Annotated in this window: 17 protein-coding genes; 9 read left to right on the top strand and 8 right to left on the bottom strand. The window is 69.3% G+C overall.

Annotated features, from left to right (window positions below):
- Positions 1-20 precede the first annotated feature (20 nt).
- Positions 21-572 (bottom strand): putative Fe-S cluster assembly protein SufT, encoded by a 552-nt coding sequence (sufT, locus tag C1932_RS03905; RefSeq protein ID WP_108748620.1) that lies wholly within the window; start codon positions 570-572, stop codon positions 21-23.
- Positions 573-694: 122 nt separating this feature from the next.
- Between sufT and C1932_RS03900 the strand changes: the two genes are divergently transcribed.
- Complete coding sequence (locus C1932_RS03900) at positions 695-1,114, top strand: hypothetical protein (RefSeq protein WP_108752252.1); 420 nt, start codon at positions 695-697, stop codon at positions 1,112-1,114.
- A gap of 67 nt (positions 1,115-1,181) precedes the next feature.
- Here C1932_RS03900 and C1932_RS03895 read toward each other — a convergent pair whose 3' ends face one another.
- Both C1932_RS03895 and C1932_RS03890 read right to left on the bottom strand, forming a co-directional pair.
- Positions 1,182-2,642: an NAD(P)(+) transhydrogenase (Re/Si-specific) subunit beta gene (locus C1932_RS03895; protein WP_108761301.1), complete on the bottom strand. Its 1,461-nt coding sequence runs from the start codon at positions 2,640-2,642 to the stop codon at positions 1,182-1,184.
- The gene (locus tag C1932_RS03890) at positions 2,639-2,959 is read right to left on the bottom strand and encodes an NAD(P) transhydrogenase subunit alpha (protein ID WP_108755481.1); all 321 of its coding nucleotides are present in this window, start codon (positions 2,957-2,959) and stop codon (positions 2,639-2,641) included. The genes C1932_RS03895 and C1932_RS03890 overlap by 4 nt, the downstream gene beginning before the upstream one ends.
- A gap of 98 nt (positions 2,960-3,057) precedes the next feature.
- On the opposite strand from C1932_RS03890, the gene C1932_RS03885 reads away from it, so the two are divergent.
- From C1932_RS03885 to C1932_RS03875, 3 genes are read left to right on the top strand one after another with little or no spacing between them, the layout of a single operon-like run.
- Positions 3,058-3,642, top strand: coding sequence for an RNA polymerase sigma factor (locus tag C1932_RS03885; RefSeq protein WP_108763349.1), 585 nt, complete (start codon positions 3,058-3,060; stop codon positions 3,640-3,642).
- Positions 3,639-3,965 carry a hypothetical protein gene (locus C1932_RS03880; protein ID WP_108761300.1) on the top strand — a complete coding sequence of 109 codons (327 nt, stop codon included), beginning with the start codon at positions 3,639-3,641 and terminating at the stop codon, positions 3,963-3,965. Before C1932_RS03885 ends, C1932_RS03880 begins: the two co-directional genes overlap by 4 nt.
- Before the next feature lie 3 nt (positions 3,966-3,968).
- Entirely contained in the window at positions 3,969-4,430 is a 462-nt protein-coding gene (locus C1932_RS03875; RefSeq protein ID WP_108761299.1) for a DUF3106 domain-containing protein, read from the top strand.
- A gap of 115 nt (positions 4,431-4,545) precedes the next feature.
- On the opposite strand, the gene C1932_RS03870 is transcribed toward C1932_RS03875, so the two are convergent.
- Both C1932_RS03870 and C1932_RS03865 read right to left on the bottom strand, forming a co-directional pair.
- A complete protein-coding gene (locus C1932_RS03870) occupies positions 4,546-5,625 on the bottom strand; it encodes an NAD(P) transhydrogenase subunit alpha (protein WP_108761298.1) in 1,080 nt (359 codons plus the stop codon).
- Positions 5,626-5,677: 52 nt separating this feature from the next.
- Complete coding sequence (locus C1932_RS03865; RefSeq protein WP_108761297.1) at positions 5,678-7,996, bottom strand: DUF1631 domain-containing protein; 2,319 nt, start codon at positions 7,994-7,996, stop codon at positions 5,678-5,680.
- A 331-nt stretch (positions 7,997-8,327) separates the two neighbouring features.
- On the opposite strand from C1932_RS03865, the gene C1932_RS03860 reads away from it, so the two are divergent.
- The 4 genes from C1932_RS03860 to C1932_RS03845 are packed head-to-tail and all read left to right on the top strand — an operon-like array spanning position 8,328 to position 11,185.
- The gene (locus C1932_RS03860) at positions 8,328-8,906 is read left to right on the top strand and encodes a nitroreductase (protein ID WP_108761296.1); all 579 of its coding nucleotides are present in this window, start codon (positions 8,328-8,330) and stop codon (positions 8,904-8,906) included.
- Positions 8,907-8,911: 5 nt separating this feature from the next.
- Positions 8,912-9,844 carry a 5'-3' exonuclease H3TH domain-containing protein gene (locus C1932_RS03855; RefSeq protein WP_108763348.1) on the top strand — a complete coding sequence of 311 codons (933 nt, stop codon included), beginning with the start codon at positions 8,912-8,914 and terminating at the stop codon, positions 9,842-9,844.
- Positions 9,841-10,395: an NUDIX hydrolase gene (locus tag C1932_RS03850; RefSeq protein ID WP_108748611.1), complete on the top strand. Its 555-nt coding sequence runs from the start codon at positions 9,841-9,843 to the stop codon at positions 10,393-10,395. The genes C1932_RS03855 and C1932_RS03850 overlap by 4 nt, the downstream gene beginning before the upstream one ends.
- Positions 10,388-11,185: an N-formylglutamate amidohydrolase gene (locus C1932_RS03845; RefSeq protein ID WP_108763347.1), complete on the top strand. Its 798-nt coding sequence runs from the start codon at positions 10,388-10,390 to the stop codon at positions 11,183-11,185. The genes C1932_RS03850 and C1932_RS03845 overlap by 8 nt, the downstream gene beginning before the upstream one ends.
- Before the next feature lie 96 nt (positions 11,186-11,281).
- On the opposite strand, the gene C1932_RS03840 is transcribed toward C1932_RS03845, so the two are convergent.
- Together C1932_RS03840 and C1932_RS03835 are read right to left on the bottom strand one after the other, a co-directional pair.
- Positions 11,282-11,953, bottom strand: coding sequence for a hypothetical protein (locus C1932_RS03840; RefSeq protein WP_108761295.1), 672 nt, complete (start codon positions 11,951-11,953; stop codon positions 11,282-11,284).
- Positions 11,950-13,362, bottom strand: a complete 1,413-nt coding sequence (locus tag C1932_RS03835) for an MFS transporter (protein WP_108761294.1) — start codon at positions 13,360-13,362, stop codon at positions 11,950-11,952. Before C1932_RS03835 ends, C1932_RS03840 begins: the two co-directional genes overlap by 4 nt.
- 90 nt (positions 13,363-13,452) lie before the next feature.
- Between C1932_RS03835 and C1932_RS03830 the strand changes: the two genes are divergently transcribed.
- A complete protein-coding gene (locus C1932_RS03830) occupies positions 13,453-14,352 on the top strand; it encodes a LysR family transcriptional regulator (protein WP_108763346.1) in 900 nt (299 codons plus the stop codon).
- A 108-nt stretch (positions 14,353-14,460) separates the two neighbouring features.
- Here the strand turns inward: C1932_RS03830 and pip are convergent, their stop codons facing one another.
- Positions 14,461-15,402, bottom strand: a complete 942-nt coding sequence (gene pip, locus C1932_RS03825; protein ID WP_108761293.1) for a prolyl aminopeptidase — start codon at positions 15,400-15,402, stop codon at positions 14,461-14,463.
- Between the last annotated feature and the right edge of the window lie 8 nt (positions 15,403-15,410).

The following is a 15,410-nucleotide window of genomic DNA, read 5'->3' as shown; positions in this document are numbered from 1 at the left end:
GCCAGTTGCGGGGCCGTGGGTCAAAGCATGCCGGTTTCGAGCCGCGCAGCCTCGGACATCATGTGCTGGTTCCACGGCGGGTCGAACACCAGCTCGACGTCGGCCTGGGCCACCGTCGGGATCATTTCGAGCTTGCTGCGAACATCGTCCACCAGGATGTCGCCCATGCCGCAGGCCGGCGCGGTCAGCGTCATCTTCACGTCGATCTCGCGCTGGCCTTCGTCCAGGTGCTTGATCTCCACTTCGTAGACCAGGCCCAGTTCGACGATGTTGACCGGAATTTCCGGGTCGAAGCAGGTGCGCAGCTGCTGCCACACCAGTTGTTCGACCTGCTCGTCGGTGGCGTCGTCGGGCAGCTCCAGCGGCGCCGGCGCCTCTTTGCCGATGGCGTCGCCGTCCTTGCCGGCGATGCGGAACAGATTGCCTTCGACAAACACCGAATAACTGCCGCCCAGTGCCTGGGTGATGTACCCATAGCTGCCGGCAGGCAGGGTGACGGTGTCGCCCTGCGGGACCATCACGGCCTCGCAGTCGCGTTCGAAGTGGACAGGTTCGCTGCTACGGGAATACATGGGGATCGATATGGGGCCGCGGACCGGGCCGCGCAAGCCTGCATTCTACCCCGCCCGCCCCACCGACGCCGGTGCGCTGCGGCAAACCACAGTATCCTGTGGCTGACCTTCAGGAAGCTTCGATGTCCTCCAATGCCACACGTGCCAGGACCGTGACCTGGCTTTGGCCCTTCATGCTGCTGCTGGGCCTGCTTGTTGCTCCCATGGCCTGGGTGCTGCTGGCCCTGATGACCGGCCGCCAGGTCGGCTGGATGGCGGTGGTGACCGCGCTGGAACTGGTGTTCATGCTGCGCCTGGGCACGCTGGGCCCGGGCCGGCTGCGCATTGCCCTGGTGGTGCTGGGCACGCTGCTGGTGAGCGCAGTGGCGTACTGGAGCATTGCCAGTGCGTGGATGGGTGGCTCGATCGGGCTGAACCCGATGGATGCCTCGCTGCGGATGGGCCCGCACCTGGCCTGGACCCTGACCAACCTGGCCAACGGGGCGATGGAATGGATCTGGCTGGCGGTGGGCGTGGTGGTCGGCGCCTGGCTGGCGCGCTGAGCGCGCCGATTGCTGACCGCCAGGAGCGTGCGGACCAAGGTCCGCACCTACCGGGTGCAACCTCCGCTCAATGCCCGCCGTCCAGGGCCTTCAATTCGCTGACCAAGGCGGCGGCGGCTTCGGCGCCATCGCCGTACAGCATGCGCGTGTTGTCGGCATAGAACAGGGCGTTTTCAATGCCGGCAAAGCCGGTGCCCTTGCCGCGCTTGATCACCACCACGTTACGCGCGTTCACCACGTCCAGCACCGGCATGCCGTAGATCGGGCTGGCCGGGTCGGTGCGGGCCACCGGGTTGACCACGTCGTTGGCGCCGATCACCAGCACCACGTCGGTGGTGGCGAATTCGGGATTGATGTCGTCCATGTCGGCGATCAGGTCGTAGGGGACACCGGCTTCGGCCAGCAGCACATTCATGTGCCCGGGCATGCGCCCGGCCACCGGGTGGATGGCGAACTTCACCTTCACCCCGCGCTGTCCCAGCCGCTGCGCCAGTTCCCAGATCTTGTGCTGGGCCTGGGCCACGGCCATGCCATAGCCGGGCACGATCACCACGCGTTCGGCGAAGGCCATCATCGCGGCCACGTCGGCCGCATCGATCGGCTTCTGCGACCCGCTGATCGCCTGCGCTTCGCCCGCCGCACCGCCGCCGAAATTGGAGAACAGCACGTTGCGGATCGGCCGGTTCATCGCCTTGGCCATCAGCCGGGTCAGCAGGATGCCGGCCGCGCCGACCATCATGCCGGCGATGATCAGCGCCTCGTTGCCCAGCACGTAGCCCTCGAAGGACACCGCCAGGCCGGTGAAGGCGTTGTACAGCGAGATGACCACCGGCATGTCGGCGCCACCGATTGGCAGCGTCATCAGCACGCCCAAGGCCAGCGCCAGCACGAAGAAGCCGACGATGGCCCAGGTGCTGAGCGTGCTGGCGGCGATGATGCCCAGCACCACCACGGCCAGCGCCACCAGCAGGTTCAGCACCTGCTGGCCGGGCCAGGTCACCCGCTTGTCCAGGCGGCCATCGAGCTTGGCCCAGGCGATGACCGAACCGGACAGCGACACCGCACCGATGGCCGCGCCGACCACCGCCAGCAGCAGCACGGTGGCCGAGGGCTGGCGCGCGGCCAGGTCGGCCAGCGCCTGCGCGCTCCAGTGGCTGGTATCGCGGTGGGCCAGGAAGGCATAGCGCAGCAGTTCCACCGCACCGATGGCCGCCGCCGAACCGCCGCCCATGCCGTTGTACAGCGCCACCATCTGCGGCATGTCGGTCACGGCCACCTTGCCGGCCGACCACCACGCCAGGCCCGCGCCCAGCAGCAGCGCCACCAGGATCAGCGGCACGTTGTGCAGTTCGGGCAGGAAGAAGGTGGCCGCGGTGGCCAGCAGCATGCCCAGCCCGGCCCAGCGGATGCCGCTGCGCGCGGTGAGCGGCGAGGCCATGCGCTGCAGGCCGAGCAGGAACAGGGTGGCGGCCACCAGGTAACTGGCCTTGACCAGCCAATCGAGCAGTTCAACCGTGCTGATGTTCACGCCTGCGGCTCCTTGGCTGCATCCTTGCCGCCCTTGGGCGCGCTGGGCTTGAACATTTCCAGCATGCGCGCGGTCACCACGTAGCCACCGGCGGCATTGCCCGCCCCCAGTACCACGGCCAGGAAGCCCAGTGCCTTTTCCAGCGGTGTCTGTGCGTGGCCCAGCACCACCATGGCACCGATCAGCACGATGCCGTGGATGAAGTTGGAACCCGACATCAGCGGGGTATGCAGGATGACCGGCACCCGCGAAATGATCACGTGGCCGGCAATGGCGGCCAGCATGAAGATGTACAGCGCCACGAACCCGTCACTCATCGGCAACGCCTCCCGCTCTGTCTTCGTCGCCCCATCATAACCACGGGCTGAACCCGCTGCGCGGCCCGGTCAACCGCGGCCGCGCTCACGCGTTGTCGATGGTGACCGTGAACGAGGAACCGTACCCTGTGCTGGTGAGCAGCCCTCTTCCTCCGACCGCTGACAGCGAGGCCTTGCCGGCGTCGCTGGAGGCGTTCCTGGCCGGCGTCGGCCCGCGCGCGTTCCGCTTCGCCGAAGCCGGCCTGCGCCAGCGCGACGATGCGCTGGATGCCGTGCAGGATGCGCTGATGCGCATGCTGGACTACGCCGACAAGCCGGCCGCCGAGTGGGCGCCGCTGTTCTGGAGCATCCTGCGCCGGCGGGTGATCGATATGCAGCGGCGACGCCGCTTCCGCCTGCCGTTCTGGCGCGACAACCAGGACGCCGACGGCGGCGAGATCGACTGGGCCGACCCCGGCCCGGACCCGGCGCAGGCGCACGAGCAGCGCCAGCAGTACCAGCAGCTGGTGCAGGCACTGCGCACCCTGCCCGCCCGCCAGCGCGAAGCCTTCACCCTGCGCGTGCTGCAGGACCTGGACGGCGCCACCACCGCGCGCGCCATGGGCTGCAGCGAAGGTGCCGTCAAAACCCATCTGGCACGCGCCCGACAGGCGCTGCAGGACCATCTGGAGATCGACCCGTGAACCGCTCCCTGCCTTCCGACGACGCCCTGCGCAGCCTGCACGTGCACGCGCTGCAGTCGCTTTCCCCGGCCACCCTGGCGCGGCTGCGCCAGGCCCGGCACGGTGCTGCAGGGGCGCGCCGCGACCGTGGCCGCTGGTGGCTGGCCACCGCGTGTTCGCTGGTGGTTGCGCTGGGCATCGGCGTGCAGTTCACCGGTACCGCCCCGCATACTGCGCCGGTGGCGCCGCCTGCCGTGGCCGCGGTGGACGACAACGGCGCGCTGTACGACGAGAATCCCGATCTGTACCTGTGGCTGGGCGACACCGACCTGGCGATGGAGTGAACCATGCTGCGAGTTTCAACCCTGCCGATCCTGATCGCCCTGGCCGTGCTGCCGGCGGCGCCAGCGCTGGCCCAGTCCCCCGCACCGGCCGCGCCCGCGCGCGTGGCCCCCGCTGCGCCGCTGCCGGCGTGGGAACAGCTGAGCCCAGCCCAGCGTGAGGCCCTGTTGGCGCCACTGCGCGACCGCTGGAACGGCGCCGACGCCGCGCAGCGCCAGCGCATGCTGTCGCACGGCCAGCGCTGGCAGTCGATGAGCCCGGAAGAACGCGACAAGGCGCGGCGCGGGTTGCGCCGCTTCGAGCACATGCGCCCGGAACAGCGCGAGCAGGCCCGCGCCCTGTTCGGGCAGATGCGCCAGCTGAGCCCGGCCCAGCGCGATGCGCTGCGCGAGCGCTGGTCGCAGATGACGCCCGAGCAGCGCAGCGACTGGGTGCGCGACAACCCGCCGCCGGCGAAGCCGCGGTAAGGCGCCGGGAATGGGGTCAGAGCCCTTTGCTGGCGCAAAGGGATCCGCCCCCTGGCCTGGGGGAAACGGGGTCAGATCCCTTTGCCCGAGGCAAAGGGCTCTGACCCCGCGCGGTTCACGGCTGCCAGCGCGTTTTCGCCAGCAGTTCGTCGTCCCAATCGAACGCGACCTGTCCTTCGCGCACGAACAGCGCCACGAAGTTCAGCAGGTTGCGCGCATACATTTCGCTGGCCTGGGTGGCGCCACGACTGGCCAGGTGCAGCGGCCCGTCGATCACCACGCCGTGGTGTTCGATGCACTGGCCCGGCTGGGTCAGTGCACAGTTGCCGCCACTTTCGGCGGCCAGGTCGACAATCACGCTGCCCGCCGCCATGCCTTCGGCCATGGCCTCAGTGACGATCGTCGGCGCCGGTCGCCCCGGCACCGCGGCGGTACAGATCACCACGTCCACGCTGCGCAGGTGCTCGCCCAGCCGCCGCTGCTGTTCGGCGCGCTCCTCGTCGGTCAGCGCGCGCGCATAACCGCCCTCGCCCACCGCGCTCACACCCAGGTCGAGGAAACGCGCACCCAGCGACTGGATCTGCTCGCGGGTTTCCGGCCGCACATCGAAGCCTTCCACCTGTGCGCCCAGACGGCGCACGGTGGCAATGGCCTGCAGCCCGGCCACGCCGGCGCCGATCACCAGCACCTTGGCCGGGCGCACCGTGCCGGCGGCGGTGGTCAGCATCGGGAAGAAGCGTGGCGCGCGGTCTGCGGCGATCAATGCCGCCTTGTAGCCGGCCATGCCGGCCTGCGAACTGAGTACATCCATGGCCTGCGCACGGGTGGTGCGCGGCAGTTGCTGCAGCGGGAACAGCCGCAGGCGGTCGTCGGCCGCCAGCGCGGCCAGGGCGGGATCGGCCGCCGGCGCGAGCAGGCCGACCACGCTGGCACCGGGCTTGAGCGGGTTCAACTGCGCCGCCGGCGGGTTCTGCACGCACAGCAGGATGTCGATCTCGGGCCAGCGCGCCGCGTCGAACGCGCGTGCACCGGCATCGTCATAGGCGGCATCAGGGAAACCAGCGGCCAGGCCGGCGCCGGCTTGGTACCAGACGGTGATGCCCAGTGCGCCCAGCTTCTTCGCCGTTTCCGGCGTCAGCGCCACGCGCCGTTCGCCCGGCGCGGTCTCCTTCATCCCCAGCAACGCCACGGCCATGCAGGTCCCCGCTGATCGGTGAGTTTTCCCGATCCTAGCAGGGGTACCCGGCTCAGTGCAGGGTGGCGCTGCCCGGGTCCAGGCGGTCGATCACGCCCTGCATGGCGCTGTCGAAGGCGCCATCGTCCACGTGGGCGCGCAGGCGGCCCAGGCGCACCATCACCGCCAGTTCTTCCGGCGAGGCCACGCAGAAGCGCACGCCGCGGCGGTTGACGAACAGCAGGCGCGAGGAGATCGGGCTGACCCAGGACAGCTTGCCGGCCTGCACCTTGCCGTCCTTGTCGACGAAGTCGAGCCAGTTGCCGATTTCCATGCGGCGGAAGCGATCGGCGTCGGCGTTGTCGAAATCGTCGGTATCCACCTGCCCGCCCAGTTCGACGGCCGCCGTTTCCGGCGCCGGCGGTGTCGGCAGCGCCACCTGCGGCAGCTCCGGCAGCGCGCGCTGCAGTTCCGGGCGCGATTCGGCAATGCCCTGCAGCGTGTCGTGCAGCGCATCGATCGCCGCGCTGGCGGCATCGCCGTGCACGCCCACGCTGGCAAACACCTTGGCCAGCGCCGGCTGCCAGGCCTGCAGCCACGGCTTGCCGACGATCTGGCGGCGCGCTTCGGCCACTTCTTCCAGCAGGCCATCGCCCAGGCTGAGGGCCTCGGCCACCGAACTGCCCTCTTCCCCCTCGCGCAGCAGCGCCAGGGTCAGGTGGTGCTGCCACGGCTGGCGCAGGAATTCGGCAATGGCCGAGGGCAGCGTGGCGTCGCCGATGCGCCGGTCCAGTTCGGCACCGGCCCGGCTACGGGCCATTTCCAGCTTTTCCTGGCCGCGCTGGGTCTCGGCGGCACGGCGCTCGGCAATTTCCACGCGGCGGCGGTGCTGCACCAGGAATTCGCGGAACTCTTCTTCCAGGGTCAGGAAGATGGCCAGGTTCTCGTTGAACTCGGCCACCAGGCGTTCGATGATTTCTTCCACCTTGGCCATCAGCATGCGCTCGGCCTGGCTTTCGCCGGTGTTGCCCTCGCAGGCCTCGGCCAGCGAATTGAGCAGCTTGCGTGCCGGGTGGGTCTTCTGCACGAACATGCGGCGGTCGAGCATGGCCACCTTCACGAACGGCACCACCAGGCGGCCGATCAGCTCGCGCGAACGACCTTCCAGCTCGCGCTCGTCCAGCATCACGTCGAACAGCATGCCGACCAGATCGATCGCATCCTCGTCCTGCGGGTCCAGGCGGGTCTGGCCGGGATCGGCGCCGAGCCGGGTCGCGCTGGACAGCACTTCACTCTTCAGGCGCTGCGCCAGCGATTCGCCGTCTTCGCCGATGGCCGCCCGCAGCGTGGCGCTGGGCGTGGCCTGCAGCAGCGACAGCACCGACATCATTTCGCGCTGACTGAGCGGGCGATGCTGGCCCACGGCCACCTGCGCGGCCGACGTTGCGTCTTCGCGCACGTGGCGGGTCTGCTGCAGCAGTTCGTGCAGGGCTTCCAGCAGCATGCCCTGCTGGCCGCCGTAGCCTTCACCGGCCGGACCTTCTTCCTCGCCCAGGTGCTGCTGCATGTGCCCACGGCGCTCGGACCAGCGCGCGGCAAAGCGCTGCGCCCAGGCCGGCGCGGCCTGTTCCTCGTCGCTGAAATCGGTGTCGAAGCCAGGCGCGGCGCGCTGTTCGACCAGATCGTCCAGGCCCGGCGGCGGGCGCGACGGCGCGGCGGACGGGGCACGACGCGGCGCGCCCATCTGCGGCATCACCCCGGCGGCGGCCAGTTGTTCGTCCAGCTTTTCGTAGATGCGCCCCACCGGCACGCGCAGGTCGCGCTCGCACAGCTTGATCAGCACCAGGTGCACTTCCGGGGCCAGCTCGCAGTGCGCGAACGCCTCGTGGATGGCCACACCCAGATGCTCGGGGCTGACCGGATTGCGGTCGGCATCCAGTTCGCCGGCGCCGACCAGCCAGCCCAGCCGGCGGTCCAGGCGCGCCAGCATCGGCTTGAAATCGCGCAGCAGCACCGTGGCGAAGTTGCGCACGGCCAGTCGCGATTCCAGTACATGTTCGGGAATCAGGCTCAGGCCTTCTTCGGCCGGCCCGGACAGGGTGGCCTCGGCCGACAGCGGTTCGCCCGTGGCCAGTGCGGCCCAGGCCCGCTGCAGGTGGCCGGCATAGGCGGCCTCGATCTCGGCGCGACGGCGGCGCAGTTCACGCATGGCATCCAGGAACAGCAGCTGCGACGCGCCGGCATTGCCGGCACGGTCGAACAGGGCATCGTCGAAGCGGGCCAGTGCCGCGGCAAATGCCTGGCACAGCGCCGGCAGGACCATGTCCCGGGCAAGCTGAAGCTGGGCCGGGTCACGACCCGGCGATCCCATCGGAGTGGGCGCGCTCATCATTCGGGAAGGCTCCCCACCTTCTCTGTTGCGACTGACATCATGGACATCGCGACGGCCGGTGCACCCCATGCACCGGTACGCCGATGGTAGGCCGGCCAGCCTGTCACGGACAGTGAAACAGTCCTCACTTCAAACCTCACGACCGGCGGCCCGGCAAGACGGGTATCGTAAGCCGTGCGGGGCCTGCGAGGCGAGGGGAAGCGGCGTCGGGCGCCGCGCCAGTGGCATGACGTTCATCACAGTTTGTTATTTGAATGGCAGACGCGACACGACGGGCGTCATCAACCACCCCGACTATAATCATGTGCCCGTGATGACCGGTTCAGACTCCATGCCCGACCCCGCTGCCCTGCTCGCCCTGGATGCCCGCCGCTCGGTGCCCTCGCGGCAGCTGGGCGAACCCGGACCGGACCCGGCCACCGTGCTGCGCATGCTGACCTCGGCGGTGCGCGTGCCCGACCATGGCAAGCGGGTGCCGTTCCGCTTCCTGAAGATCGCCGGCGATGCGCGTCACACTCTGGGCGACTTCCTGGCCGAACGCAGCCGCGAGCGCGATCCGCACGCCGGCGATGCCGTGTTCGAGAAGGACCGGCAGCGCTTCAGCCACGCCCCGCTGGTGATCGTGGTGGTGGCCAGCCCGCGCCCGGACGCCAAGGTGCCCGAGCAGGAACAGCTGATGACCGCCGGTTGCGTCTGCTTCGCCCTGCTGCAGGCCGCGCAGGCGCTGGGCTTCGGCGCCCAGTGGCTGACCGCGTGGATGGCCTTCGACCCGGCCGTGCACGCGCACCTGGGCCTGGCCGACGGCGAGCGGATTGCCGGCTTCATCCATATCGGCACGCCGAAGGCGGCCGTGCCCGAGCGCGAACGCCCGGATGCGGCGGCCCTGCTGCAGGACTGGACCGCACCGTGAATGCCGTGAGCGCCCAGCCCGCGCCGCCGCTGTACCTGGTCGATGCCAGCATCTACGTGTTCCGCGCCTGGCACTCGCTGCCGGACGAGTTCCAGGACAGCCAGGGCTGGCCGACCAATGCCGTGCATGGCTTTGCCCGCTTCCTGCTGGACCTGCTGGAACGCGAGCGCCCCCGGCACATCGCCATCGCCTTCGACGAAGCCCTGGACAGCGGCTTCCGCCACCGCCTGTACCCGGCCTACAAGGCCAACCGCGACCCGGCACCGGAAGCGCTGAAGCGCCAGTTCGTGCACTGCAAGGCGCTGTGCGCCTCGCTGGGGCTGGCGGTGCTGGCCCATCATGATTTCGAGGCCGACGACCTGATCGGCAGCGCCCTGCACCGCCACCGCGGCAGCCACCGCGGGGTGATCATTTCCGCCGACAAGGATCTGTCGCAGCTGCTGCTGGACCACGACGAGCAGTGGGACTACGCGCGCAACCAGCGCTGGGACGTGGCCGGGGTGAAGGCCCGCCACGGCGTGCATGCGCACCAGATTGCCGACTACCTGGCGCTGTGCGGCGATGCGGTGGACAACATTCCCGGCGTCAGCGGCGTGGGCGCCAAATCGGCGGCGGTGCTGCTGGCCCACTTCGGCAGCATGGATGCGCTGTTTGAACGTATCGACGAAGTGCCGTTCCTGCGCCTGCGCGGTGCGGCACAGATGGCCGTGCGCCTGCGCGAACAGCGCGAGCACGCCCTGCTGTGGCGGCAGCTGACCACCATTGCCCTGGACGCGCCGCTGGACGGCAGCGCACCGGGCCTGCTGCGCCAGCCCGCCGACCCGGAGCTGCTGGATGGCCTGTGCCAGACCCTGCGTTTCGGGCCACTGACCCGGCGCCGCCTGTTCGCCGCCACCGGCATGGCCGACCCTCTTCCCACACCCAGCGAGCCCGCATGAGCCAGCGCAACACTGAAGCACCGCGTGTCGTCTACGAAGGCAAGTACCAGCGCATGGTGGTGCGCGGCACCTGGGAGTACAGCGAACGCACCCACGCCGGCGGCCTGGCCGCGATCATCATCGCGGTCACCCCCGAGGACAAGGTGCTGTTCGTCGAACAGTTCCGCGTGCCGCTGCAGGCCCCGACCATCGAAATGCCGGCCGGCCTGGTCGGCGACGTGGATGCGGGCGAATCGATTGAAGCATCGGCGGTGCGCGAGCTGGAAGAAGAAACCGGCTGGACCGCCGACCATGCCGAAGTGCTGATGATCGGCCCGACCTCGTCCGGCGCCAGCAGCGAGAAGATCGCCTTCGTGCGCGCCACCGGCCTGCGCCGGGTGGGCAGCGGTGGCGGCGATGACAGCGAGAACATCACCGTGCACGAGATCCCGCGCAGCGACGCGGCAGCCTGGCTGGTGCAGAAGATGGGCGAAGGCTACGAGCTGGACGCCAAGCTGTGGGCCGGGCTGTGGATGATCGAACACCACCTGGATGGGCGCCCGCGTGGCTGACGCCGACCTGCACGGGCTGCCGGCCCTGCTGGGTGCCGACGACCCGGCCATCTACACCGTCCACCGCGCACAGGGGGCGTCGCCTTACCTGCTGCTGGCCGACCACGCCGGCCAGCAGGTACCGCGCGGCCTGGCCCAGCTGGGCCTGCCGCAGCACGAACTGGATCGCCATATCGGCTGGGACATCGGCATTGCCGGCACCACCCGCGCACTGGCCGGACTGCTCGATGCCTGGGCGATCGAACAGACCTATTCGCGGCTGCTGATCGACTGCAATCGCCCGTTGGCCTCGCCCACGCTGATTCCGGAAGTGAGCGACCACACGGTGGTGCCGGGCAACGCCGGGCTGTCGGCAGCGCAGCGCCAGCAGCGCATCGACGCGATCCACGCGCCCTACCACGCGCGCATCGATGCCGAACTGGACGCGCGCCGCGATGCGGGCCGGCCGACCCTGCTGGTGATGATGCACAGCTTTACCCCGGCGATGAACGGCGTGCAGCGACCGTGGCACGCCGGCGTGCTGTACCACCAGGACACCCGCTTCGCGCAGGCGCTGCTGCAGGCCCTGCGCAACGAGGGCGATCTGCTGGTGGGCGACAACGAACCGTATTCGGTGAACCGCAACAGCGACTACGCGGTGCCGGTGCACGGCGAAGACCGTGGGCTGGTGCATGTGGAACTGGAGATCCGCCAGGACCTGATTGCCGATGCCGCCGGCCAGCAGGCATGGGCGCAGCGGTTGGCGCGGATCTTCAGTGCATTGCAGCCGGCGTTGTTGGCGGCGGCATGAGCGCCATCCACGTAATCAAAGGACGGTAGCGCCGGGCCATGCCCGGCGGCATCGAAATCCACCGCCGCGTTGCGCCTCGCCGGGCATGGCCCGGCGCTACCGCAGGCGGGGCGCGTCCATCCACGGGAACGGCTTGAACCCGTGCACCTGCACGGTCGCGCCGATCGCCTCGAAGTCCTGCTTGATCGCCTGCGCGCGGTTGCGGTCCAGCGCTTCGCCCAGTAGCAGCGGCAATGCACGGCAACGTGCCAGCGCCTCGCCCACCGGCACCCCATGCAGACGGGCCACGCACTGTGCAGCGGCCTTCAGCTGAGCGTCCGGGCAGGCCACCATCTGCAGATCGAACGCGGCGAAGATGCCCGCGCCCACACCGGCTGCGCGCGCCGCCGCCTGCGCGTCGGCCGTGGCTTCGCCCAGCGCCTCGTCAATGCCCTCGACCTGCTGGAACGCGTCGTACTCGTGGTAGTAGGCCAGCGCCGCTGCGTAGTCGGCCAGGCCGGACAACGGATGCTGGCGCTTCTGCACGTCCAGCACGTCGGCAAACGTGGCCGGCTCCAGGTAGGGGGTCAGCCCCAGCGCACGCGCCTGGGCCGGCACCTCGCTGTCATCGTCGAAGGCGGTGTCTTCGTCGGGCGGCAGCCAGAAGCGGGCCTGCAGCAGATCGCCTTCGCTGGCATGCACCCAGCCGAAGGATGCATACACGTCGTGGTCGTCATTGCAGGCCGCGAAGGCCTGCAGCGTCTGTTCCAGGTCCAGCAGTTCGATCATGCGTCATTGGCCAGGCAGGCAGGGGCGTTCGAGTCTACCGTTGCCGGGCGCAGGCCCAGCGCGATCAGCACACCGAACAGGGCGAACAACGCGGCCCCGTATTCGGCGTGCACCAGGCCATCCAACGCAGTGGCCGAACCCGCCGCGCCGGCGCCGGCATTGGCCACCATCACCAGCACCGCCAGGCCCAGTGCGCCGCCGATCTGCTGCGCGGTGGCGGCCATGCCAGATGCGACGCCCTGCTGCGCGGCCGGCACGCCCTGCCCGGCCACGATCCACATCGAGGTCCAGGTCATGCCCTGGCCGATGCTCAACACCACCACGCCCGGCAGTAGCGGCCAGAAGTTCGATCCGTGCGGCAGTGTGGCCGCCACCCAGGCGATGCCCAGGGCACCGGCCAGTTGGCCCAGCACCAGCACCTTGCGTGCGCTCCAGCGCTGCAAGGCCCACTCGGCCAACTGGATGCCCAGCGTGCACACCGCCGTGGCCGGCAGGAATGCCAGACCGGCCTGCAGCGGGCTCCAGCCGTAGCCATCCTGGAAGTACAGCGCCATGAAGTAGTACTGCACGCCATAGCTGCTCATGAAGGCGAAGGTGAGGCCGAGCGCCGCGCGCAGGCCCGGCAGGCGCAGCAGCGCGAACTGCATCAGCGGATCGCGGCTGCGCTGCTCGATCTGCACGAAGGCCACCAGCAACAGCGCCGACAGCACCAGGCAGCCCAGCGTGGCCGGTGCGGTCCAGCCCCATTCCGGCCCCTGCACCAGGGTGGTCACCAGCAGGCTGCCGCCCAGGGTGACGGTGATGCAGCCAGCCAGGTCGAATGAACGGCCCTGCGCACGCGGCCCATCGGCCGGCAGCCACGCACCGGCGGCGATGGCACAAGCGGTGGCCAGCGGCACGATCACCGCCAGCACCGCCGGCCAGCCGAAGACCTGGGTCAACACCCCGCCCAGCAGGGTGCCCAGCGCCAGGCCGACCGCGCTGGCCATGCTCCAGATCGCCAGCGCGCGGTTGCGCACCGGGCCTTCGGCATACAGCGTGTTGATCAGCGCCAGCGTGGCCGGGAACAACAGCGCGGCGCCGATGCCCTGTGCCGCACGCGCGATGATCAGCAGCGTGGCATTGGGTGCCAGCGCGCCCAGCAACGAAGCCAGTGCGAACAGCAGCATGCCCAGCCGGTAGAAGCGGCGGCGCCCGATCAGGTCGGCCGTGCGCCCACCCAGCAGCAGGCTACCGCCGAACGCCACGGTGTAGGCGCTGACCACCCACTGCAGCTGCTGCGCGTTGATCTGCAGCGCGCGGCCCATGTCATGCAGGGCGACGAAGATGATGGTGGCATCCAGGGCGATGATCAGCTGCGCGGTGGCAAGCAGGGTCAGCGCCCAGCGGGGGTGTTTGAGGGGAGGCATCGGCGGTCTGGAGCAAAGGGGGAGCGCAGTCTCATTGATGCAGCACGATCAATAAACCCCTTCGCATCGATATCTGCGATGATTTTTCGCATGAATGGACCGTCAACCGATCTCAACGCCGTGCGCATGCTGGTCCAAGTGGCCGAAGCGCGCAGTTTCACCGTGGCCGCCGGCCAGCTCGGGCTGAGTCAGTCGGGCCTGTCGCGCGCCATTGGGCGGCTGGAGGCCGCGCTGGGAGTGAAGCTGCTGCAGCGGAATACCCGCAACGTGGCGCTGACCCCGGATGGCCGCCAGTTCGTGGACCAGGTAACGCCGCTGCTGTGCGGGCTGGAGGACGCCGAGCGGCAACTGGCCGATCGCCCCTGCATGCCCTCGGGCGTGCTGAAGATCAGCGCGCCCTCGATGTTCGGGCGCAAGGTACTGGTGCCGATGCTGGGGCCACTGCTGGAACGGCATCCGCAGCTGCAGGTGGAGGCCGTGCTCAGCGACCGGCTGGTGGACCTGGTGGAAGAAGGCTTCGATGCGGCCCTGCGCACCGGCCCGATTGCCGACCAGCGCATGGTGGCGCGCGCGCTGCGACCGCTGCGCTGGGTCACGGTGGCCAGCCCGGCCTACCTGGCCCGTTGCGGCACGCCCGTGCAGGTGGCCGATCTGCAGGCCCACGCCTGCCTGGCGGTACGCAATCTGCGCAGTGGGCGCGTGGTGGACTGGCAGTTCATGCAGAACGGCCAGCTGAGCGAAATGGCGCCCGCCACCCGCATGGTGTTCGACAGCGGCGACCCGCTGGTGGAAGCGGCCATCGCCGGCATCGGCATCGTGCAGGTGATGGATTTCGCCGTGGCCGACGCCTTGGCCGACGGCCGCCTGCAGCGCGTGCTGCAGCCGTTCGAAGGCCGCAGCCGCGCCCTGTCGCTGATCTACCCGCCGTCGCGGCAGCACTCACCGAAGCTGCAGGTGTTGGCCGAAGCCCTGCTGGCCGGGCACTGGTAGATCCACGCCACGCGTGGATGCGACCCGCAGTAGATCCACGCCATGCGTGGATGCTTGCGCACGGGGTCAGAGCCCTTTCCGTGGGAAAGGGATCTGACCCCTTCGGCATTACGCGAAGCTGTCGGTGGCGCGCACCAGCGCGTCCACGTTCTCCGCTTCGAACGCCGAATGACCCGACGCCGGGGTGATTTCCAGCTTCGCCTGCGGCCACACCTTGGTCAGGTCCCAGGCGTTGGCCAGCGGGCAGACCACGTCGTAGCGGCCGTGCACGATCACGCCGGGAATATCAGCAATGCGGTGCGCGTCGCGCAGCAGCTGGTCTTCCACCTCGAAGAAGCCGCCGTTGACGAAGTAGTGGTTCTCGATGCGGGCGAACGCCAAGGCGAAGTGCGGGTCTTCGTGGCTGTTGATGAAGTCGTCGTCCACGTGCAGGAAGCTGGTCGCGCCTTCCCACACCGCCCACGCCTTGGCCGCTTCCAGCCGGGTGGTTTCGTCTTCGCTGGTCAGGCGGCGATGGAACGCCGAGATCAGGTCATGGCGTTCGACGGCCGGAATCGGCTTCAGGTAATGCTCCCAGGCATCGGGGAACAGGCGGTTGGCGCCTTCCTGGTAGAACCATTCCAGTTCCCAGCGGCGCAGCATGAAGATGCCGCGCAGTACCAGTTCGGTCACCCGCTGCGGGTGGGTTTCGGCGTAGGCCAGCGCCAGGGTCGACCCCCAGCTGCCGCCGAACACCTGCCAGCGATCCACCTTCAGGTGCTCGCGCAGCTTTTCGATATCGGCCACCAGATCCCAGGTGGTGTTGTCGACCAGGTCCGCGTGTGGGGTGGAGCGGCCAGCGCCGCGCTGGTCGAACAGGATGATGCGGTACTTGGCCGGGTCGTGGAACTGGCGCATCTTGTCGCTGCAGCCGCCACCCGGGCCACCGTGCAGCATCACCACCGGCTTGCCGTCCGGGTTGCCGCACTGTTCGAAGTACAGCGTGTGGCGGTCGTCGACCTTCAGGGTGCCGACGTCGTAGGGGGTGATGGCGGGGTACAGCGTACGCATGCTTGCAG

The organism is Stenotrophomonas sp. YAU14D1_LEIMI4_1 (genome assembly GCF_003086815.1).
Taxonomy (GTDB): domain Bacteria; phylum Pseudomonadota; class Gammaproteobacteria; order Xanthomonadales; family Xanthomonadaceae; genus Stenotrophomonas.
Note: the sequence above shows the minus strand (reverse complement) of the source record. Positions and strands in the feature narration are given on the sequence as shown.